This window comes from Kineosporia mesophila (assembly GCF_021129235.1).
GTDB lineage: Bacteria > Actinomycetota > Actinomycetes > Actinomycetales > Kineosporiaceae > Kineosporia > Kineosporia mesophila.
This window is the reverse complement of sequence record NZ_JAJOMA010000019.1, coordinates 123,610-143,929: the sequence shown is the minus strand read 5'-3', so window position 1 is coordinate 143,929 and position 20,320 is coordinate 123,610. Positions and strand designations below refer to the sequence as shown.

General features: G+C 68.2%; 19 protein-coding genes and 1 tRNA gene. 15 read left to right on the top strand and 5 right to left on the bottom strand.

All coding sequences use genetic code 11. The features are described 5' to 3' along the window. Positions 1–133 precede the first annotated feature (133 nt). Positions 134–1,012: an alpha/beta fold hydrolase gene (locus LR393_RS24860; RefSeq protein ID WP_231487118.1), complete on the top strand. Its 879-nt coding sequence runs from the start codon at positions 134–136 to the stop codon at positions 1,010–1,012. 146 nt (positions 1,013–1,158) lie between these two features. Here LR393_RS24860 and LR393_RS24855 read toward each other — a convergent pair whose 3' ends face one another. After that, on the bottom strand, positions 1,159–1,767 hold the full coding sequence (locus tag LR393_RS24855; RefSeq protein ID WP_231487117.1) for a hypothetical protein: 609 nt from the start codon (positions 1,765–1,767) through the stop codon (positions 1,159–1,161). 169 nt (positions 1,768–1,936) lie between these two features. Here LR393_RS24855 and ald point away from each other — a divergent pair, with 169 nt between their 5' ends. The 10 genes from ald to der all read left to right on the top strand — a co-directional run bounded on the left by ald (position 1,937) and on the right by der (position 11,966). Further along, a complete protein-coding gene (gene ald / locus LR393_RS24850) occupies positions 1,937–3,052 on the top strand; it encodes an alanine dehydrogenase (protein WP_231487116.1) in 1,116 nt (371 codons plus the stop codon). Between the two features lie 8 nt (positions 3,053–3,060). Beyond that, positions 3,061–4,041: a site-specific tyrosine recombinase XerD gene (gene xerD / locus LR393_RS24845; RefSeq protein WP_231487115.1), complete on the top strand. Its 981-nt coding sequence runs from the start codon at positions 3,061–3,063 to the stop codon at positions 4,039–4,041. 272 nt (positions 4,042–4,313) lie between these two features. Next, positions 4,314–5,129, top strand: a complete 816-nt coding sequence (locus LR393_RS24840) for a ParA family protein (RefSeq protein WP_231487134.1) — start codon at positions 4,314–4,316, stop codon at positions 5,127–5,129. Then, positions 5,113–6,264: a segregation and condensation protein A gene (locus LR393_RS24835; RefSeq protein ID WP_231487114.1), complete on the top strand. Its 1,152-nt coding sequence runs from the start codon at positions 5,113–5,115 to the stop codon at positions 6,262–6,264. The genes LR393_RS24840 and LR393_RS24835 overlap by 17 nt, the downstream gene beginning before the upstream one ends. Before the next feature lie 60 nt (positions 6,265–6,324). Further along, the gene (gene scpB / locus LR393_RS24830) at positions 6,325–6,996 is read left to right on the top strand and encodes an SMC-Scp complex subunit ScpB (RefSeq protein WP_231487113.1); all 672 of its coding nucleotides are present in this window, start codon (positions 6,325–6,327) and stop codon (positions 6,994–6,996) included. Beyond that, a complete protein-coding gene (locus LR393_RS24825) occupies positions 6,993–7,901 on the top strand; it encodes a pseudouridine synthase (protein WP_231487112.1) in 909 nt (302 codons plus the stop codon). The genes scpB and LR393_RS24825 overlap by 4 nt, the downstream gene beginning before the upstream one ends. Before the next feature lie 54 nt (positions 7,902–7,955). Beyond that, on the top strand, positions 7,956–8,330 hold the full coding sequence (gene aroH / locus LR393_RS24820) for a chorismate mutase (RefSeq protein WP_231487111.1): 375 nt from the start codon (positions 7,956–7,958) through the stop codon (positions 8,328–8,330). A gap of 12 nt (positions 8,331–8,342) precedes the next feature. After that, the gene (locus LR393_RS24815) at positions 8,343–9,449 is read left to right on the top strand and encodes a prephenate dehydrogenase (protein ID WP_231487110.1); all 1,107 of its coding nucleotides are present in this window, start codon (positions 8,343–8,345) and stop codon (positions 9,447–9,449) included. Positions 9,450–9,681: 232 nt separating this feature from the next. Further along, positions 9,682–10,443, top strand: coding sequence for a (d)CMP kinase (gene cmk, locus LR393_RS24810; protein ID WP_231487109.1), 762 nt, complete (start codon positions 9,682–9,684; stop codon positions 10,441–10,443). Then, a complete protein-coding gene (der, locus tag LR393_RS24805; RefSeq protein WP_231487108.1) occupies positions 10,443–11,966 on the top strand; it encodes a ribosome biogenesis GTPase Der in 1,524 nt (507 codons plus the stop codon). The genes cmk and der overlap by 1 nt, the downstream gene beginning before the upstream one ends. Before the next feature lie 172 nt (positions 11,967–12,138). Here der and LR393_RS24800 read toward each other — a convergent pair whose 3' ends face one another. Then, positions 12,139–13,107: an intradiol ring-cleavage dioxygenase gene (locus LR393_RS24800; protein WP_231487107.1), complete on the bottom strand. Its 969-nt coding sequence runs from the start codon at positions 13,105–13,107 to the stop codon at positions 12,139–12,141. A 200-nt stretch (positions 13,108–13,307) separates the two neighbouring features. On the opposite strand from LR393_RS24800, the gene leuS reads away from it, so the two are divergent. The 4 genes from leuS (at position 13,308) to LR393_RS24780 (ending at position 16,939) form a co-directional block, all read left to right on the top strand. Further along, on the top strand, positions 13,308–15,818 hold the full coding sequence (gene leuS, locus LR393_RS24795) for a leucine--tRNA ligase (protein WP_231487106.1): 2,511 nt from the start codon (positions 13,308–13,310) through the stop codon (positions 15,816–15,818). 96 nt (positions 15,819–15,914) lie between these two features. Next, a tRNA-Pro gene (locus LR393_RS24790) sits at positions 15,915–15,991 on the top strand. 139 nt (positions 15,992–16,130) lie between these two features. Continuing rightward, a complete protein-coding gene (locus tag LR393_RS24785; RefSeq protein WP_231487105.1) occupies positions 16,131–16,601 on the top strand; it encodes a type II toxin-antitoxin system Phd/YefM family antitoxin in 471 nt (156 codons plus the stop codon). After that, positions 16,598–16,939 carry a hypothetical protein gene (locus LR393_RS24780; RefSeq protein ID WP_231487104.1) on the top strand — a complete coding sequence of 114 codons (342 nt, stop codon included), beginning with the start codon at positions 16,598–16,600 and terminating at the stop codon, positions 16,937–16,939. Before LR393_RS24785 ends, LR393_RS24780 begins: the two co-directional genes overlap by 4 nt. Positions 16,940–17,363: 424 nt before the next feature. On the opposite strand, the gene LR393_RS24775 is transcribed toward LR393_RS24780, so the two are convergent. The 3 genes from LR393_RS24775 to LR393_RS24765 form a co-directional block, all read right to left on the bottom strand. Then, positions 17,364–17,543, bottom strand: a complete 180-nt coding sequence (locus tag LR393_RS24775) for a hypothetical protein (RefSeq protein WP_231487103.1) — start codon at positions 17,541–17,543, stop codon at positions 17,364–17,366. A gap of 515 nt (positions 17,544–18,058) precedes the next feature. Then, complete coding sequence (locus tag LR393_RS24770) at positions 18,059–19,216, bottom strand: IS630 family transposase (protein WP_231487102.1); 1,158 nt, start codon at positions 19,214–19,216, stop codon at positions 18,059–18,061. 118 nt (positions 19,217–19,334) lie between these two features. After that, the gene (locus tag LR393_RS24765; RefSeq protein WP_231487101.1) at positions 19,335–19,823 is read right to left on the bottom strand and encodes a Mur ligase domain-containing protein; all 489 of its coding nucleotides are present in this window, start codon (positions 19,821–19,823) and stop codon (positions 19,335–19,337) included. Positions 19,824–20,320: the final 497 nt, after the last annotated feature.

Sequence of the window (20,320 nt, the reverse complement as noted above, 5' to 3'; positions counted from 1 at the left end):
GTACCGGATGTACCAGGTGTGCACAACGCGCAGGCCGTCCGGCCATGGATGGCCAGGGCGAAGTGCCGGGCGGGCCAGGGACGGATGCCGTCGAGTCGGCGTTCGATCGTGGTCGCCGCACTACGCTGAGCGCATGCGGCGATACACGCGGACCGGTCTCAGCTTCGATGTCCGTGACAGTGGTCCGGACAACGGGATACCGGTGATCCTGCTCCACGGCTTTCCGCAGACCTCCACCTGCTGGCTGAAGGTGGAGCCGCTGCTGCATTCGGCCGGGATCCGCACGATCGCGCCCGATCAGCGCGGATATTCGCCGGCGGCGCGTCCGCTGCAACGTCGTCGGTACGCCACCGCGGAATTGATGGACGACGTGCTGGCTCTGCTGGACGCCGTCGGCCACCGCAGTGCTCACCTGGTCGGGCACGACTGGGGCGGAGCGCTGGCCTGGTCACTCGCCGGGCAGCACCCCGACCGCTTCCGTTCCGCCACCGTGCTCTCCACCCCGCACCCGGCTGCGATGGGCAAGGCCCTGCGCAGCGGTTCCCAGGCCGCGAAGTCTTGGTACATGGGCGCTTTCCAGGTGCCGGTCCTGCCCGAGGCGGCCGTGCGCAACCCACGGTTCGAGCAGACCCTGATCCGCTCCGGCCTGCCCAAGATGTTCGCCAAGCGCGACGCCCGCCGCCTGCGCCAGCCCCACGCCGCCACCGGCGCCGTGAACTGGTACCGCGGCATCGCCTACTCCCGCGACACCCCCGCCGGCCGCGCGAAGCTGCCCGTCACCTACGTCTGGGGCGCCCAGGACGCCTTCCTGGGCCGGGCCGCCGCCGAGGCCACGGCCGACTTCATCGACGCGAACCACCGCAACGAGTACCGCTTCGTCGAGCTGGACACCGGCCACTGGCTGCCCGAGACCAACCCCGACCAGGTGGCCCAGGCCGTCATCGGCCGGGTCAACGAGGCCGAGGGCACCCGCCGCCCCCACCGCACTACCCCGCTGAACCCCAACCCCTGAGCTGCGGATTCCAGCTGCGGACTTCAGCTGCGGACCCGGGCTGTGCACCCGCGCTGTGCACCCGCGCTGCGGACGGCGCTGATCGAGAACACCCGTGGTCGTTGCCATCGGGCGATTCCGTTTCTGTGCCCCGTCGAGATCTGCGTCTATTTGAGCCCGGCCGATCTCAGCTCGAGGGCCGCCAGCCGGGCCACCACCTCCGGGTCGCCCGTGCGCCAGCCTTCCAGTGGGTCGTCGGTGATCTTCAGGAGTTTGGCGGTGGGGCGGTTGGCCAGGGCTCGTAGGGCCAGCAGGTCCTGGCCTCCGGAGCTGCGGGCCAGGTCGGCCGTCGCGCCCGCACGCCGGGCGAATCGCAGGCGCAGCAGGAGCCAGGGCACGACCAGAGCCAGGATCGGTGGGACCGACACGGCCAGGGCCAGCAGGATCGCCAGCGTGGTGGCCTTCTCGTCCAGACCGTGACCGGCGTTGGCGATGTCTTGGGCCGCGCCGGCCGCGGCGTTCAGGGGTTTGGCCAGGGCGTCGCCGGCGAGCGGGATGCCGCCCGCGCTCTTGCCGGCCCCGTTCAGGTTGGTGGAGATGCCGTTGGCGCCACCCTGCACGTCGGCCCCGACGCCGGCGATCGCGGAGAGGGCCGCGTGCACGGCCTTGGCGACGTAGTACCAGAGCACGATCCACAGCAGCACGCTGAGGTCGGCGACCACTTGCACGACGGCGCGGCCGGGTGTGGCCGCGTAGGGGACGAACCGCGCACTCATGGCGATGATCAGATCACAGACCGCCGACAGTTTCGCCTCGAAGCGGCTGTGCGCCGCGCTCGCCGCGCCGATGCCCCCGCGTCACGCCATGACTGTCGGAGGTGCGTCCTAGAGTGGCCCTCGAAGTCGATCACCAGACCGGATCTGCTGACGAGAGGCGGTTGATCGAGTGAGGATCGGGGTTCCGCGCGAGATCAAGAACCATGAGTACCGGGTCGCGATCACGCCGGCCGGGGTGCACGAGCTGGTCCGGGCCGGGCACGAGATCAGCATCGAGGCATCGGCGGGTGAGGGTTCGTCCATCTCCGACGCCCACTACGTGGCCGCCGGCGCACGCATCCTGCCCACCGCCGACCAGGTCTGGGCCGGGGCCGAGCTGGTGCTCAAGGTGAAAGAACCGATCGCGGCCGAGTACGGGCGCATGCGCCCGGGGCAGGTGCTGTTCACCTATCTGCACCTGGCCGCCGACCGGCCCCTCACCGAAGAGCTGCTGAAACGCCAGGTCACGGGCATCGCCTACGAGACCGTCCAGCTGCCCGACCGGTCGCTGCCGCTGCTGGCCCCGATGAGCGAGGTCGCCGGCCGGCTCGCCCCGCAGGTCGGCGCGCACACGCTGATGCGGGCCGAGGGCGGCCGGGGGGTTCTGCTCGGTGGTGTCTCCGGGGTGTACGCGGCCAAGGTCGTCATCCTCGGCGCCGGGGTGGCCGGGGCCAACGCCGCGGCGATCGCCCTGGGCATGCAGGCCGAGGTGGTGCTGCTCGACCGCGACATCAACCGGCTGCGTCAGATGGACCGCATCTATCAGGGCCACCTGCAGACCGTGGCGTCCAACTCGCTTGAGGTCGAGACCGCCATCCGCGACGCCGACCTGGTGATCGGTGCCGTGCTGGTCGCCGGGGCGAAGGCGCCCCGGCTGATCAGCAACGAGCAGGTGGCGGGCATGCGCCCCGGCAGTGTGCTGGTCGACATCTCGATCGACCAGGGCGGCTGCTTCGAAGACAGCCACGCCACCACGCACGCCGATCCCACGTACCGGGTGCACGACTCGGTCTTCTACTGCGTGGCCAACATGCCCGGCGCGGTGCCCCACACCAGCACCTACGCCCTCACCAACGTCACTCTTCCGTATGTCGTCGAGCTGGCCGGGCGCGGCTGGCGCGACGCCCTGCGGGCCGACCCGGCGCTGGCGCTGGGCCTGAACACCTACGACGGCGCCGTGGCCAACGCCCCGGTCGCCGCGGCGCACGACATGCCGTTCGTCGCCCTGAGCGAGGTGCTGGCCTGACTGCGCCCGTGACGTCCGCCCCGGGGGCGCGGCCGTCCATCGCCAAGACAGCCCGTGCGGGCAACACCGCCGTCGAGAAGGCCCTCACCGGCTATCTCGACCACCTCGCCGTCGAACGCGGCCTGGCGACCAACACCCTCGGCGCCTATCGCCGTGACCTGCGCCGTTACGTCGATTTCCTGCTCAGCCACCGACTGGCCGACCCGGCGGCGGTGTCCGAGGCCGACGTGATGAACTTTCTCGCGGCCATCCGCACGGGAGAAGACGGCGCGGCCATCCTCAGTGCCAGCTCGGCCGCGCGCACCGTGGTGGCGGTGCGCGGGTTCCACCGGTTCCTGCTGCTGGAAGGCCTCACCGCCACCGACCCGGCCGGGCAGGTGCAGCCCCCGTCGGCACCCAAGCGCCTGCCCAAGGCCATCAGCCTCGACGCCGTCGAGCGGGTGCTCTCCGCGGCCGGCCCGCCCGAGACCCCGACCGGGCTGCGCGATCGGGCACTCCTGGAACTGCTCTACGGCTGCGGCGCCCGCATCAGCGAGGCCGTGGGGTGCGCCATCGACGACCTCGACCTGCAGTCCGGCCTGGTCCGGCTGCGCGGCAAGGGCGACAAGGAACGCATCGTGCCCATCGGAAGCTACGCCGTCACGGCGGTCGAGGCCTACCTGGTGCGGGGCCGCCCGGCGCTGGCCCAGCGGGGCAAGGGATCGCCGGCGATCTTCCTCAACGCCCGAGGTGGGCCGCTGTCCCGGCAGAGCGCCTGGGCGGTGCTGGCCGGGGCCGCCGACCGCGCCGAGCTGTCCGGCAAAGTGTCTCCGCACACATTGCGGCACTCCTTCGCCACACACCTGCTGGAGGGAGGCGCAGATGTACGCGTGGTGCAGGAGTTGCTCGGACACGCCTCCGTCACGACCACACAGCTCTACACCCGTGTTACCGCAGACACGCTCCGTGAGGTATATGTAGCCGCGCACCCCAGGGCACTACAGGCCTGACCGACGCTCATAGCGCGGAACTTGGCTTGAGTACCAGACGACGCGCCGACTAGCCTCGCCAGGTCTAGTCCGGCGACGCGCGAGGATAGACATCGACGATTCGCCCGGTGTCATGTCCCGATGTCGGCCCAACCGTCGACGAGCGCTACCGAGGAGACGACGTGACGAACAACACGACTGCTGCGGCTTTGTCGAACATAGCCGTCGAACGGGGAGGCGGCGACGGCCTGCTGCTGGTGAGTTCCGGCGGCGACGGACCGACCGGCCGCCCGATGCCGTCGTTCCCGGAGCCGTCGCCGCTGACCTCGCACGGCCCCGCGCGCATCATCGCGATGTGTAATCAGAAGGGCGGCGTCGGCAAGACCACGTCGACCATCAATCTCGGGGCGGCGCTCGCCGAGTACGGCCGCCGGGTGCTGCTCGTCGACTTCGATCCGCAGGGCGCCCTCTCCGTGGGCCTGGGCATCAACCCGCACGAGCTCGACCGCACGATCTACAACGTGCTGATGGACCGCACCACGGTGGCGAAGGAGGCCATCCGGCAGACCGAGATCGAGGATCTCGACCTGCTGCCGGCCAACATCGACCTGTCCGCCGCCGAGGTGCAGCTGGTCAGCGAGGTGGCCCGGGAGACCGTGCTGAGCCGGGCCTTGCGTCCGGTGCTCGACGACTACGACGTGGTGCTCATCGACTGCCAGCCGTCGCTGGGCCTGCTCACCATCAACGCGCTCACCGCCTCGCACGGCGTGGTGATCCCGCTGGAGTGCGAGTTCTTCGCCCTGCGCGGTGTCGCCCTGCTGGTCGAGACCATCGAGAAGGTGAAAGACCGGCTGAACCCCGGCCTCGAGGTCGACGGCATCCTGGCCACCATGTACGACCCGCGCACCCTGCACAGCCGCGAGGTGGTGTCCCGCGTGGTCGAGGCCTTCGGCGACCGGGTCTTCCACACCGTCATCGGCCGCACCGTGAAGTTCCCCGACGCCTCGGTCGCGGCTGAGCCGATCACCACCTACGCGTCGTCGCACGCCGGTGCCTACGCCTACCGCCTGCTGGCGCGTGAACTGATCGCCCGTGGCGACGCAGCCTGACCCCACGGGCCCGTCCGAACGACCCCGCCCGCCGGACCCCACGGCGCACGACGCGCCCATCATCGATCTGACCAGCACCGACGGCTCGCCGACGATCGATCTGCGAGACGGCCCGATGAAGGACGAGGCTCACGGCGACGCTGTCAGCGCCGACCCGGTCACGGCGAACGATCCCACTGAAGACGCGTCTCACGACGGCTCGGTCAGTACCGTCCCCACGCCGCCCGAGCCCACCGGCGCCGCTGGTGACCCGCAGACCGCGGCGACCACGACGTCCTCAATCGGCACTGAAGAAGTCACCCCCGGCGGTGTGCTCCCCGGCCGCTCGGCCGGGTTCTCGGTGCATCTCGACAACTTCGACGGTCCCTTCGACCTGCTGCTCGGCCTGATCTCCAAGCACAAGCTGGACGTCACCGAGATCGCGATCGCGCAGGTCACCGACGACTTCCTGGTCTACGTGAAGGCGCTCGGCGCGAACTGGGACCTCGGCGAGGTGAGCGAGTTCCTGCTGGTCGCGGCCACGCTGCTCGACCTGAAGGCGGCCCGTCTGCTGCCGGCCGCCGAGGTCGAGGACGACGACGACCTGGCCCTGCTGGAGGCTCGCGACCTGCTGTTCGCCCGGCTGCTGCAGTACCGCGCGTTCAAGGACGTCGCCTCGACCCTCGCCGCGCACATCTCCGCCGAGACCCGGCGGGCGCCGCGTGACGTGCCGATCGAGGACCACATCAAGAAGATCCTGCCCGAACTGGTGCTCGGACTGACCCCGCTGCAGTTCGCCGAGATCGCCGCCAAGGCCCTCACACCGAAGGAACCGCCCAAGGTCACGCTCGACCACCTGCACAATCCGGCCGTCAGCGTGCGCGAGCAGGCCGCCCTGATCGTCGACCGCCTGCGCCGGGTGCAGACCGCGAGCTTCCGATCCCTGGTCTCGGACGCCGACGGCAAACTCGTCGTGATCGCCCGTTTCCTCGCCCTGCTGGAACTGTTCCGCGAGGCCGCGGTGGCCTTCGACCAGGTCTCCCCGCTCGGCGAACTCACCGTGCGCTGGACCGGCGCCGAGCTGACGCAGATCGAGGTCGACGAGTTCGAAGGCCTTGAGGTGAAGACCGCGGAGCCGGAGCCGGTCGAGGGCTGAGTAGGTGCCGTGCCGATCATGTGGTCCGGGACGGGTGCGTGGACAGGGCATGATGGACGAGTGAGTGACGAGGATCGGCCCGGCGACCCCGGGGAGAAGAGCACCCCGGCGCCGGACCCTGTCACGAGCGACAAGAGCAAGTCCCCGGGTGAGGTGAGCGATCTTCCTGACCTGGACGATCTGCCCGGTGGTGCCCGCGCGGCCCTCGAGGCGGTGCTCATGGTGGTCGAGCATCCGGTCGAAGAGGTGCAGCTGGCGGCCGCCATGGGGGTCACGGTCGAGCGGGTCACCGAGTTGCTGGCCGGGCTCGTGGCGGAGTACGACAACGATGCCCGGGGCTTCGAGCTGCGCCGGGTGGCCGGCGGATGGCGCGTGTACAGCCGGGCGGAATTCTCGCCGGTGCTGGAGCGCTTCGTTCTCGACGGCCAGACCTCCAAGCTCAGCCAGGCCGCCCTGGAGACCCTCGCGATCGTGGCCTACCGCCAGCCGGTGAGCCGTGCGCGGGTGTCCGCCATCCGTGGGGTGAACGTGGACGCCGTGATGCGCACCCTGGTCACCCGCGGGCTGGTCGAGGATTCGGGTAACGATCCCGAGACCGGCGCGACGCTTTATCAGACCACCCAGACCTTCTTGCACAAATTGGGCCTGACCTCGCTGGACGCGCTGCCTGCCCTGGCGCCGTTCCTGCCCGAGGTGGATGCCCTCGACGACTTCCCGGCAGGTGTTTCATGACTCCCCCCAAGACCCCCAAGCCCCGCAAGACCGCCCATCGCGGTCAGCAACCCAAGGTGCCCGGTGCCCGCACCACCGCTCGCGGTGGCCGCGACCGCACGGGTGCCCCGGCCGGTTCCCGCACCATGCCGGGTGGGCCGAAAGAGCCCGAGAAAGACGTCCACGATCCCGACGGCGTCCGGCTGCAGAAGGTGCTGGCCCAGGCCGGTGTCGCCTCGCGCCGCGCGTCCGAGGACCTGATCGAGGCCGGCCGCGTGGTGGTCGACGGCACCACCGTGCGCGAGCTCGGTGTGCGCATCGACCCGAAGACGGCGATCGTGCACGTCGACGGCGTGCGCCTGCAGCTCGACACGTCGCTCATCTACCTGGCGCTGAACAAGCCTCCGGGCGTGGTCACCACGATGTCCGACCCGGAGGGCCGGCCCTGCGTCGGCGACATCCTGTCGCAGCGCCCGAATGCTCTGGACGAGCGGCTGTTCCACGTCGGCCGCCTGGACACGGCCACGGAAGGCCTGCTGCTGCTCACGAACGACGGTGACCTCACCCACCGCCTGACGCACCCCAGCCACGAGGTGCCGAAGACGTACCTGGCCGAGGTGGCCGGGCCGGTGAAGCAGGACATCGGCAAAAAGCTCCGCGCCGGGGTCGAGCTGGAAGACGGGCCGGTCAAGGCCGACTCCTTCCGGATGGTCGACTCCCGGCCCGGTAAGGCGCTACTCGAGATCACCCTGCACGAGGGGCGCAACCACATCGTCCGGCGCATGCTCGCCGAGGTGGGGTACCCCGTCCTCCAGCTCTGCCGGATCCAGATCGGTCCGGTGAAGATGGGGGGCCTGCGTTCGGGACGTACCCGTGCGATCCACGGCGAGGAGCTCAGCAAACTGTTCGAAGCAGTTGGGCTGTAGCTAATCCTCTTGTCCCGCAACGATTTTCAGGCAGCAGATCTCTAGGAGGAAATTGTGGCTGTCCGGGCCATCCGGGGGGCGACCGCGGTGGACGTCGACGAGCGGGAACACGTTCTCGAGCGCACCCGCGAGCTGGTGTCCGAGGTGATGGAGGCCAACAAGCTCGACCAGGACTCCATCATCAGCATCATCTTCACCGCCACCCAGGACGTGTCGAGCGTGGCGCCGGCCCTGGCCGCGCGTCAGCTCGGGCTGAACGACCCGGCTCTGATCTGTGTCCAGGAAATGCAGGTCGAAGGCGCCATGCCGCTGCTGGTCCGCCTGGTCGCGCACGTCGAGACCGAGCTGGATCGTGACCAGATCCGCAACCGGTACCTGCGGGGCACCGACAGGCTGCGTGTGGACGTACCCCCGATCCCGGGAAGCTGAGCCGGGATCACCATGAGCGTCGATCCAGCGGCGGCGCAGACCCTCGGAACCGTCCGCATCGTCGGCACCGGCCTGCTCGGCGCGAGCATCGGCCTGGGGCTGCGCGGCCTGGGTGTGCGGGTCCTGCTCCACGACCCGTCCCCGACCGCGCTCGCCCTGGCCCGTGACATGGGCGCCGGCGAGCTCGATCCCGGTGATGAACCGGTGTCGCTCGTCGTCGTCGGGGCCCCGCCCGATGTCACGGCCTCCGTGGTGCGGGCCGAACTGGCTGCGCACCCGAACGCCACGGTCACCGATGTGGCCAGCGTCAAGGGCGGTATCGCGGCCGAGCTGGCCGGTGCCGGCGGGATCGAGCGCTATGCCGGCGGGCATCCGATGGCCGGCCGGGAACGTTCCGGACCGACCGCCGCCCGTGCCGACCTCTTCCTGGGGCGGCCGTGGGTGGTGTGCCCGTCGTCCACCGGCCAGGCGCACGAGCGCACCGAGGCCGTGCGGATGCTGGCCGTCGCCCTGGGAGCCACCCCCGTCTTCATGCCCGCCGCCGAGCACGACGAGGCCGTGGCGCTGATCTCGCACGTACCCCAGCTGGCGGCCAGCCTGGTCGCGTCCCGCCTGGTCAAGGCCAGCGACCCGGCCGTCGGGCTGGCCGGGCAGGGGCTGCGTGACGTCACCCGCATCGCCGACAGCGACCCGATGCTGTGGGCCCAGATCCTGTCGGCCAACGCACCGCAGGTGGCGGGCGTCCTCAAGGAACTGCGCACCGACCTCGACACCGTGATCGCCGCCCTCGACGCCCTGGGCGCGGGGGAGGCGGTCGGCGCCCGCGCCGCCGTCGCGCAGATCGTGCACCACGGGCGCGAGGGCCGCGGGCGCATTCCGGGTAAACACGGGCAGCCGCAGACCCGCTACGCCGTGGTCACCGCGCTGCTTCCGGACCAGCCCGGTCAGCTGGCCAGGCTGTTCGAGGACATCGGCGAGGCCGGGATCAACGTCGAGGAGTTCAGCCTCGAGCACTCACCCGGCGCCCGCGTGGGCCTGGGCAGTGTCTCGGTTCTGCCGGCCGCCCGGGAAGAGCTCGAAAGAGCCCTCACCGAGCGCGGCTGGCACGTCGTGGCCTAGGGCCCGTCCTGCGGAGCATCGCCTACACCGGGCACCTCCTCGCTACGGCGCTGATCCACAGGACAGGCCCAGCAAAACGGGGCATCCGGCCACTCCGTAAGGGTGGCTTTGATCGCACGATGTCGGATGTGGCCTGGGACTCGACTAACCTAGGAAGGTCACGAACCTGTGCGGCGTCGACCACGAGGGTCAGTCCGGCGCCGAAATCCAGCCGATCACCGGAGGTATCACCGTGTCCGCGCAGTCCGTCCCCACGCAAGCGCGCCCCCTGGTGATTGCCGTCGACGGCCCTTCCGGGTCCGGCAAGTCCAGCGTCTCCCGTGAGGTGGCGCGTCGGCTCGGGCTGGAATATCTCGACACCGGTGCGATGTACCGCGCGGCGACCTGGTCGGTGGTGGAGGCCGGGATCGATCTGGCCGACGCGGCCGCGGTCGCCGAGCACGTGCGCAACCTCGACCTGACCATGGCCACCGACCCGACTGCTCCCGGAGTCCGGGTGGCCGGTCACGACGTCTCCGCCGCGATCCGCGAGACCCGGATCTCCTCGATCGTCTCCAAGGTCGCGACCAACCTCGACGTGCGCGCCGAGATGCTGAAGCGTCAGCGCGACCTGATCACCGCCGGACGCAACGGCACGCACCAGGGGTGCGTCGCCGAGGGCCGTGACATCACCACCGTCGTCGCTCCCGACGCCGACGTGCGTCTCCTGCTCACCGCGAGCGAGGAGGCGCGACTCGCGCGGCGGGCCAAGGAGCTGCACGGCAGCGCCGACGCCGCGTCCGTCGAGGCGACGCGCGACCAGATCGTGCGCCGCGACTCCGACGACTCCACCGTTTCCAATTTCGAGGTCGCCGCGGACGGCGTGATGCACCTGGACTCCTCGGCGCTCGATTTCGAGCAGACCGTCGATGCCGTGCTGGCCGCCATCACCCGCATCGTCACCGGTTCGGTCACCGACCTCGACGAACACGCCAGGGCTGGTGCCGTTTCCTGATGTCCAAGCAAGACCGCTCCACCAACGAAGAAGCCGAGCCCGTCGTCATCGACGTGGCGGCCGGCTACGGGGCTGAAGAACCCGAGGCTCCTGGCCTGGACAACGCTCTGCGGGCCGGGCTGGCCGAGTACGACCTGTCCGAGTCCGACCTGCGTCTGCTCGAAGCCGGCGCCGACGGTGCGCTCGGTGAGGAGAACACGGGCCCGCTCCCGGTTCTCGCCATCGTCGGGCGGCCCAACGTGGGCAAGTCCACGCTGGTCAACCGCGTGCTCGGCCGTCGCGAAGCCGTGGTCGAAGACGTTCCGGGTGTCACCCGCGACCGGGTTCGCTACGAGACCGAGTGGGCCGGTCGGCGTTTCGTGGTCGTCGACACCGGCGGCTGGGAGCGCGACGCCAAAGGCCTGGCCGGCCGGGTGGCCGAGCAGGCCGAGGTCGCGATCGAGCTCGCCGACGCCGTGATGTTCGTGGTCGACGCCCAGGTCGGCGCCACCGCGACCGACGAGGCCGTGGTGCGCCTGCTGCGCAAGACCAAGAAGCCCGTCATCCTCGCGGCCAACAAGGTCGACGACACGCGGGGCGAGCTCGAGGCCTCGTCGCTGTGGTCCCTGGGGCTGGGGGAGCCGTACCCGGTCTCCGCACTGCACGGTCGTGGCAGCGGTGACCTTCTCGACGCCGTGCTCGCCGCACTGCCCGAGGTCTCGGCCGTCGGTCCCGACCAGGTCGGTGGGCTGCGCCGCGTCGCGCTCCTGGGCCGCCCCAACGTGGGCAAGTCCAGCCTGCTTAACGCGCTCGCCGGGGAAGACCGCGTGGTCGTCGACTCGGTCGCCGGCACCACCCGCGACCCGGTCGACGAGATCATCGACCTCAACGGCCGGCAGTGGCGTTTCGTCGACACCGCGGGTATCCGCCGTCGTGTGCACCTGACCCGTGGCGCCGACTTCTACGCCTCGCTGCGTACGCAGGCCGCGCTGGAGAAGGCCGAGGTGGCCGTGGTGCTCCTCGACTCCTCCGAGCCGCTGTCCGAGCAGGACCAGCGCATCATCTCGATGATCGTCGACTCCGGCCGGGCCCTCGTCGTCGCCTACAACAAGTGGGACCTGATGGACGAGGAGCGTCGCAAGTTCCTCGAGCGGGAGTTCGAGACCGACCTCGTGCAGATCCAGTGGGCGCCCCGCATCAACGTGTCCGCCTCCACGAAGTGGCACGTGAACCGGCTGACCCCGGCCCTCGACACGGCGCTGGAGTCGTGGGACACCCGCGTGCCCACCGGCAAGCTGAACTCCCTGCTCGCCGAGATCATGCAGTCCCACCCGCACCCGGTGCGTGGTGGCAAGCAGCCGCGCATCCTGTACGGCTCGCAGGTCTCGACCCGCCCGCCGCGGTTCGTGCTCTTCACCTCCGGCTACTTCGAGGCCGGTTACCGCCGGTTCATCGAGCGTCGGCTGCGGGAGGCGTTCGGGTTCGAGGGCACACCGATCGAGGTGTCCGTGCGGCCGCGCGAAAAGCGTTCCAAGAAGAAGTAAACCGAAAACTGAAGGACGCCCTGGAGACTCGAGTCTCCAGGGCGTCCTTCAGTTTGTGGTCCCCCCCAAAACTCTTCGTGATCATGCAAAACCTCCCCGAAGTTCTAGAACTTTCGAGCCCCGAGTTCTAGAACTCGGGGGAGGTTTTGCATGATCACGGAAGGGTTGGCGGTTAGCTCGCGCTGGTGGTCGCCGTCGGCTGGGGAGCGCCGCTCGGAGGCGTGCCGCCGCCCTCGGGACCGCCGCTCGGGGGAGTGCCGCCCTGGTCCTCGCCACCCACGGGTGCCGCAGCCGCATCGTCCTGACCGGTGATGTCGATCGCCGCGGTCAGCTTGGCCACGTAGCCCTTGCTCACACTGCCCGTCGCGGTAGCCATCTCGGTCGCCGCGTCGTCGTCGCCGAACACGTTGTCGTCGGCGATGGTCACCTGGCTCAGGTTGCTGACGCTCTTGCTGTAGCCGTCGGTGGCGTAGACCAGGTCGTTGATGTCCTCGGGCATCGCCATCTGCGAGGTCTTGCGGATCGTGCCCTCGCCGCTGGTCGCGTCCTCGACCGACGAGTAGACCTCGAAGTGGATGTGCGGCCAGCGACCGGTGTAGCAGGCGGGGTAGATGCTCGTGAACGAGACCAGGCCGTTCGCGTCGGTCGCCTGGATGCCTCGTAGGTAGTTCTCGTCGGTGATGCCCTCGGTGTAGAGCGAGTAGTTGCCGTCCCGGTCGCAGTGCCAGACATACACGGCCGCGCCGGAGATCGGCGCGCCGGTCAGATCGGTGATGGTGAACTCGATGGTCAGCGGCACACCCTCGGCCGTGGTGGTCGAGTCGCCGAACGACGAGGTGATGTCGCTGCGCACGATGCCCGACTCGGTGCGCACGTCGACGCCGTTGGTGCCGTCGGCGGGGTAGGGGCCGTTGGTCTCGGTCTCGATCTCGGTGATGCCACTGCTGGTGGTCGAGCTGCTCGAGCTCGTCGAGTCGCTGTTGCCCCCGCAGGCGGCGAGCAGGAACACCGAACTGATGCCGCCGAGCATCTTGCGCCGCGACATGGTGCGCAGGTCGAAGCCCAGCCCCTTGTCATGGACAGCTCTCACGTAGGCGGCGTTGTCGGTGACGGGGTCGGGAATCTGCTGCTCGGTGTTCACGGTGGGGTCTCCTGTGCTGGGGAGGCGGTGCGGTACGACTCAACCCAACCAACGGCATCTATGTGCCTGCTGTGTAGTTTCTGTGGTGGGCCTCCGTGGTCACTGGCAGATGGCTGGGAGCTGGGAAGGGGCGGGCGGTCCACTAGTCTTGACTGGTTGCGTGGCCACTGAACTTTCCTTACAAGCAGATGTTGGACGACATGAGCGAGCATGAGGACCGGCGGGACACCGTCGACGAGATCGACCTGGACCAGTGGGTCAAGGTGTGGGACGAGCGGCACACGTTCGAGGCGCACGGCCTCACGGAGCCCGAGCCCGGTCGCGACGAACCTGCCGATGGTCGTGAGAAGCGCTCGTACATCGTCAGCATGTACCCCTACCCCTCCGGCGACCTGCACATGGGTCACGCCGAGGTGTACTCGATCAGCGACGTCATCGCCCGGTTCGACCGGCTGCGGGGCTACAACACGCTGAACCCGATCGGCTGGGACTCCTTCGGGCTGCCGGCCGAGAACGCGGCGATCAAGCGCGACCTGCACCCCCGGCAGTGGACGTACGACAACATCGCCGTGCAGGCCGCTTCTTTCAAGCGTCTGGGCGTCTCGTTCGACTGGCGCACGCGGCTGCACACCTCCGACCCGGAGTACTACCGCTGGAACCAGTGGATCTTCCTGAAGCTGTTCGACATGGGCCTGGCCTACCGCAAGGCCTCGCCGGTCAACTGGTGCCCGAAAGACCACACGGTGCTGGCGAACGAGCAGGTCATCCAGGGTAAGTGTGAGCGCTGCGGCACCGCCGTCGAGCGCCGCAACCTGACCCAGTGGTTCTTCCGCATCACCGACTACGCGCAGCGTCTGCTCGACGACATGGACCAGCTGAAGGGCCAGTGGCCCGAAGACATCCTGGCCATGCAGCGCAACTGGATCGGGCGTTCGTCCGGTGCCCACGTCGACTTCCGGATCGTCGGGCGCGACGAGCCGGTGCGCGTGTTCACCACGCGTCCCGACACCCTGTACGGCGCGACCTTCTTCGTGGTCGCCGCCGACGCGCCGCTGGCCCGTGAGCTGGTCACGGACGAGCACCGCGAGGCGCTGGAGACGTATATCGCCGCGCTGGGTGGTACCTCCGAGATCGAGCGGATGGCCTCCGACCGCGCGAAGACCGGTGTCTTCCTGGGGTCCTACGCGATCAACCCGGTCAACGGCGAGCAGATCCCGGTCTACGCGTCCGACTACGTGCTGGCCGACTACGGCACCGGCGCGCTGATGGCCGTTCCCGCCCACGACCAGCGCGACCTGGACTTCGCCAAGGCGATGAACCTGCCGGTGCGCAAGGTCGTCGAGACCGGTGAGGACGACCCGGCGGCCACCGGTGTGGCCACGGCCGCCCGCGGCACCATGGTCGGGTCGGGCGAGTTCGACGGGCTCCCGTCGGCCGAGGCCCTGCCCGCGATCATCGCCCACCTGGAGAAGTCCGGGGTCGGCGAAGGAGCCATCACCTACCGCCTGCGCGACTGGCTGCTGTCACGTCAGCGGTTCTGGGGCACGCCGATCCCGATCATCCACTGCGAAGACTGCGGCGAGGTCGGCGTTCCCGAAGACCAGCTGCCGGTTCGCCTGCCGGAGAGCGGTTTCTCGCTGAAGCCCGACGCCAGCCAGTCGCCGCTGGGCACGGCCACCGAGTGGCTGAAGGTCGACTGCCCCAAGTGCGGCAAGCCCGCGCAGCGCGACACCGACACGATGGACACGTTCGTCGACTCGTCCTGGTACTACTTGCGTTTCCCCAACCCGGACTACACCGAGGGGCCGTTCGACCCCGAGGGTGTGAAGCGCTGGCTTCCCGTCGATCACTACATCGGCGGCAAGGAGCACGCGAACCTGCACCTGCTGTACGCGCGCTTCATGACCAAGGCCCTGCACGACGCCGGGCTGCTGCACTTCGTCGAGCCGTTCAAGCGCCTGACCAACCAGGGTCAGGTCATCATGGACGGCAAGGCGATGAGCAAGAGCCTGGGCAACCTGGTCAACCTGCAGGAGCAGATCGGCCAGTACGGCCCCGATGCTGTGCGCGTCACGATGATCTTCGCCGGCCCGCCGGAAGACGACATCGACTGGGCCGCGGTCTCGCCCGCCGGCGCGGTGAAGTGGCTGAACCGGGTGCGGCGCCTGGCCTCGGCCGTGCCCGCCTCCTCGCTCGGTGCAGCGGTCGCCACCGGTGACGCGGCAGTGCGGCGGGGTGTGCACCGTCTGCTGGACGAGATCACCTCGAAGATGGAGGCCGGCCGTCAGAACGTCGTCATCGCCCGTCTGATGGAGCTGACGACGCTGTTGCAGCAGTCCATCGACAACGGTCCCGGTGCGGCCGATCCGGCCGTGCGTGAGGGCGTGGAGGCTTTGGTCGTGGCCCTGTCCTGCTTCGCCCCGTTCACGGCGGATGATTCCTGGGCGAAGCTGGGCCACGAGCCCTCCGTCGCCACCAGCTCCTGGCCGGTGGTCGACAAGTCCCTGATTGTGGACGAGGAGGTCACCTGTGTGGTCCAGGTCAACGGCAAGGTGCGGGCCCGCCTGCAGGTGCCGGCCGCGATCACGGAGGACGACCTGAAGGCCCTGAGTCTGGACTCCGACGCCGTGCAGAAGGCCGTGGGCGACGCGAAGATCGTGAAGGTCATCGTGCGGGCCCCCAAACTCGTCAACATCGCCCTGGCCCGATAGAGGTCACGCTTGGCATCCGCGACCCGTGCAAAACGCGGGTCGCGGATGCGCTAAGCTAGCTACGCGTTCAGGGCGGGTAACCGCTCCGGGCGAGTTCGGGCTGTAGCGCAGCTTGGTAGCGCACCTGACTGGGGGTCAGGGGGTCGCAGGTTCAAATCCTGTCAGCCCGACCATGAAAGTTCGGCCTCTCCTTAGCGAAATGCTAGGGTAGGGGCCGTTTTTCTTTGTCGCTTAAATGCCTCAAGAAATCGACCACCGTCCGTTGGGGTTCGATAGCTTGACACTTCAGAACGCGTTCTGAAGTATGGACCCATGGGCATTTCCGCGGTCGATCCTCAGACGGTCCAGTCGTCCGATCTGTCCCGTAACTCAGCCTCGGTGTTCGCTGCCGCCGACCGGGGCCCCGTCACGATCACCCGTCGTGACGGTGAGCCCTTCGTCCTTCTCAAGGCGAGTGAGGTCGAGTTCCAGCGTCGAGGTCTGGAGCTCGCGGCCCAACTGGTGGCCGCGTCCTTGGCTCCGGGCGATCAGCCCTTCGCCGAGCGGCTCAGGGTCTCCTTTCCCTGGGTGGAATTCCTGAAACCGGAAGATCGGCTTCAGTTCGCCCAGGAAATCGTGGATGTCGCTCGCGCCTGCGCTGCCGTGTCGCGTTTCGACCGGCTGCTGCTCAGTCTGCGGGAGTGGCGATCAACTGCCGAGGCGCTTGCACAGGGCTACACACCTGATGACGAGCTGATCTGGATTGATGAGCCGGTGAGGGTCGCGAACCCTCGTGACGAGTGAGCGCGAGGGCCTCGGGGGTGGTCAGGCCCCGTAAGAAGGCTGAGTACGAGATCCGGTTCGGTACACGGCAGGCCGAGAAGGGGTGGCAGGATCTGCTGGCCACCAACAGAAACTCGCTCGTCGACACCTGGGATTTTCTCACCAGGACGCCGCTGGCTGTTTCGCCGACGAATCATCAACTGAAGGCGGAACTGGCCACCGTGACCCGCGGAGGTCAGGTGCATGAGCGTTGGCAGCATGAACTGCCCGGCGGCGCGCGCATCTGGTTCTACGTCGAGGAGATGGTCGTCCATCTCGTCGATGTGCATACGCGCCACCCCAATCAGACGAAGAGCTGACGGCTCTCTGCGCCGGTGTGTCGGCACCCGGCCAGTTCCTCGAAGGGCAGGGGATCTTCCCCGATCGGCCTCACTCGGCGAGGTGTGCTCGCATCGCTCACCGCAGGCATGGGCGGGCATAGCTTCTGGGCTGTAGCCCTGATTCCCGGCGCTCCCGGGAGATCCGCATTGCCACCGGTGAACCGGGCGGTGTGTACTCGCGGCTGGTTACGGCCCTGACCTTCTCGTCGCCGACCGTAATCTGCCGGACGACGCCGCTTACGCGCTGACCCGGGCACTGCTGCTGCGCCGGGACCACCTGTCGAGGTTTCGTCCGGCAGCGGGGCAGATTCAGCACATGGCCGCGATGGCCACCGACGTCCTGCCGTTGCTTCCGGAAGCTGTTCGGTATTCCGCGAGAGCAAGCAGTGATTCGCCGAAGGGTCTACCGCTTGCCCCTGCTGAAGCAGATCGTGACGATCGTGGCCATGGCGACGGCGAACAGGGCAGCCGAGGTCAAGGAACCGCGGTCGTGGCCTTCGTCGGGGCTGAGCATCAGCGCCATGATGGGCAGGCCGAAGCAGAGGGAAACGATGAACCATGTCAGCCGGTTGGCGGTGAGCATTCTCAAACCTCTCTACCGATCTGCGGTGCCGGAACGGCGCACTGCAAAACTATCAACCGCATGATCACTCAAGGCAGCCTGGCGTACGCGCAGTGACCGGTGGGCTGGAGCTTCGACGCGGGGGCGCATGGTCATCGGGTCCCGTCGTGAAGTCTCCTGTGCGGGACGAGATCTCGAGGGGGCCCGACCACGTCGAACTTCGCTACGCGGCGCTGATGTCGGCATCGTCTGGGCGCGGCGGGCTAGAGCGCCTAGACCATTTCCTTGAAGAGCGTTCCTCGGGCCAGATAGTCCGGTTCTGTTGTGGGCTAGTAGACGCCGGGGCTGTAGACGACGACATCATCGGGTTCGGCACGTCGCGTTACGGCCTCAATGGCTTCGAAGAAGTCGCCGGTCATGGTGATACAGGCTTCAGGAAGATGGTGGGAGAGGGTCTCGTAGTATTCGCAGGCCTCGGCCACGAAGGTGCTGGCGTGACCGTTGAGCTAGTGCGTTGGCCACGAACGTTGCCCGGGTCAGGCTGCCGCTGGAGTGATCTTGGTTTTGGGTCGGCCCCAGCGGTGTCCTTTTTCGGCGCGGATGCGGGCGCGTTCGCGGCGTTGGGCGGCCAGGAGGTCGGGGTGGCGGGCGTTGGCGTTGCGCCATCGCAGATGTTGTTGCAGGTCACGGGCCAGAACGGTGTGGTTGGGGTAGTTCGAGGCGGCCATAGTGAACATCCGCAGCGGCCCGAACTGCGCCTCGATCGGGTTGGCCCAGGACGCGTAGGTCGGGGTCAGGCAGAGTTCGACGTTGTGCGCGTCGCACCATGTCTTCACCGCGGGCGTCTTGTTCGCGGAGAGGTTGTCGAGGATGACGTAGATCGGGGCGCCGTCCGGGCGGGCCGCGCGGATGCTCTTGATCGCGGCCAGGGTGTTCCCGCCGCCTTTGCGGTGGCGGTTGACGCCCCAGAGCTGGTCGTCGCCGAGGCTGTAACAGCCGTGGAAGTAGCGGATTCCGTGGGTTCGGTGGTAGGTCGCCGGGAGGCGGTCGGGGTGTTTGGCGCGGTTCCAGGTCGAGCCGTGGTGCGGGCGGATCGCTAGGGGCCCGAACTGGTCGAACGCGAAGCACCGGTCGGGGAACTTCGTGGTGACGTGCTCGATCCGGTTCAGTTTGGTCTCGAAGTCAGGGTCGGGTGACTCTTTCCAGGTCCTGGTTCGCTGGAACGTGACCCCGTTGGCTTGGAGGATCTGCCGCAGGCGTTCCCGTTCCAGGATCACCAGCCGGTCGGGTTTCATCGCCGGATCGACCTTGATGAACGAGCCTTTCAGATAGCCGGCAAGTTTGCGGATGCTCCACCGGGTGAACGGGAGCCCGAGCTTCATGGGTCTGGTGGTGGCCGTCGCGACGATGACTCTTACGTCGTCGTCACTGATCAGGCGGGGACGGCCTCCCGCCCACCGAGGGTCCAGGCAGGCCAGCCCCCGATCGTTGAAGTCATGGATCAGTTTCCGGACGGTGTCCTCGTCCGCAGCGACCAGTCGGGCGATCGCCGGGATCGGTGTTCCGGACGCTGAAGCCATGATCATCATGGCCCGTCGGACCCGGATTGTCCCGTGCTTGCCCCGCCGCACGATCTGCTGCAGTCGGCGTCCTTCGTCCTCGCTCAGCCGCCTGGCCCGCACACGCTCCGCCATCCGCTGCCCCTCTCACACCTGCACTGATGGTGAGAGATCAGCGTGATGGCCTGGCGGCCATCACGCCGGGACCGGGTCCCGGCGTGTCACAAACCGGGCAACGTATGCGGTCAACGCACTAGTTGCCACCCTCGGTGAAACGTCCGGCGCATGTCCCGACCGAGACCGGGGGATCGATACCGCAGGCGACCAGAGTGCGTCCGATCAGTGACGTCGTGGTCGTCTTTCCGCTCGTGTCGGCCACCGCCACGCGAGTCGTGTTCTCATTCATCAGTGCGGCCAGCAGTTCGGCCCGGTCGATGATCGGTGTGTTCATGCGTTGCGCCTGGAGTAGCTCTGGGTTGTCCTTCGCGATGGCTGCAACCGTGGACACCACGAACTGCGTTCTCGCCCGGATGTTTTTGGCACGGTGAGAACGAAAGACTTCGATCCCTCTCGACTCCAGATACTGAAGTCCTTTGGTGGCGGCATTGTCCGACCCGGTCACCATGAACTCTCGTTCGTGCAGCAACAGGGCGAGGCCACTCATGCTGCGGCTGCCGATCCCGACGAAGTGGACCGGATATTCGGGATCGATAGTTTTCCAGCTAACGGTTTTCGAATGCACATCGGGCTCGCTGGCTTCGACGAGGGGAAGAGTTTTGGGCGTAGTTCGCCGGCTCTCCTGGTACTGGATGAGCCGCCTGCCGCGGTGCGGATCCCAGAGCGTGGATCCGCGTACCGCCTTCGACGTCGCTGGCGGCCATGCTGACGTTGCTGGGGTGGAGCCCTGAGCAGTTGGTCGCGTTCAGACCCTCCCACGGGAACTTCGACCCCATGGACGGCCAGCCAGAACCCCGCCTTGGTTTTGGCTCCGGTCTCGACGAAGACCCGGCCCTGACGCCAGTAAATCTCCACCGATCCTGCGAGGGCTTTCTTTCGCGGTTCGATCATCGCGTGAAGCCGGTCCAGTATGCGCACGTGTCCTCTGGGTGGTTGTAGCGTTGGCCCCTGCAGAACAGCCACCAAGATGTCAGCCAGAAAGATCGCCAGTCGGCCGACACGCGTCCAACCAGTAGTGGTTCTTCGTCAGCCGGCCAGGACACAGCGGAAGAATCCAGCCTT

Excerpts from the sequence above, each read along its gene's own strand:
- LR393_RS24860 (WP_231487118.1), top strand. The coding sequence starts at position 134 with ATGCGGCGATACACGCGGACCGGTCTCAGCTTCGATGTCCGTGACAGT.
- LR393_RS24855 (WP_231487117.1), bottom strand. The coding sequence starts at position 1,767 with ATGAGTGCGCGGTTCGTCCCCTACGCGGCCACACCCGGCCGCGCCGTC.
- LR393_RS24840 (WP_231487134.1), top strand. The coding sequence starts at position 4,314 with ATGCCGTCGTTCCCGGAGCCGTCGCCGCTGACCTCGCACGGCCCCGCG.
- LR393_RS24825 (WP_231487112.1), top strand. The coding sequence starts at position 6,993 with ATGACTCCCCCCAAGACCCCCAAGCCCCGCAAGACCGCCCATCGCGGT.
- LR393_RS24815 (WP_231487110.1), top strand. The coding sequence starts at position 8,343 with ATGAGCGTCGATCCAGCGGCGGCGCAGACCCTCGGAACCGTCCGCATC.
- der (WP_231487108.1), top strand. The coding sequence starts at position 10,443 with ATGTCCAAGCAAGACCGCTCCACCAACGAAGAAGCCGAGCCCGTCGTC.
- leuS (WP_231487106.1), top strand. The coding sequence starts at position 13,308 with ATGAGCGAGCATGAGGACCGGCGGGACACCGTCGACGAGATCGACCTG.
- LR393_RS24785 (WP_231487105.1), top strand. The coding sequence starts at position 16,131 with ATGGGCATTTCCGCGGTCGATCCTCAGACGGTCCAGTCGTCCGATCTG.
- LR393_RS24775 (WP_231487103.1), bottom strand. The coding sequence starts at position 17,543 with ATGCTCACCGCCAACCGGCTGACATGGTTCATCGTTTCCCTCTGCTTC.
- LR393_RS24770 (WP_231487102.1), bottom strand. The coding sequence starts at position 19,216 with ATGGCGGAGCGTGTGCGGGCCAGGCGGCTGAGCGAGGACGAAGGACGC.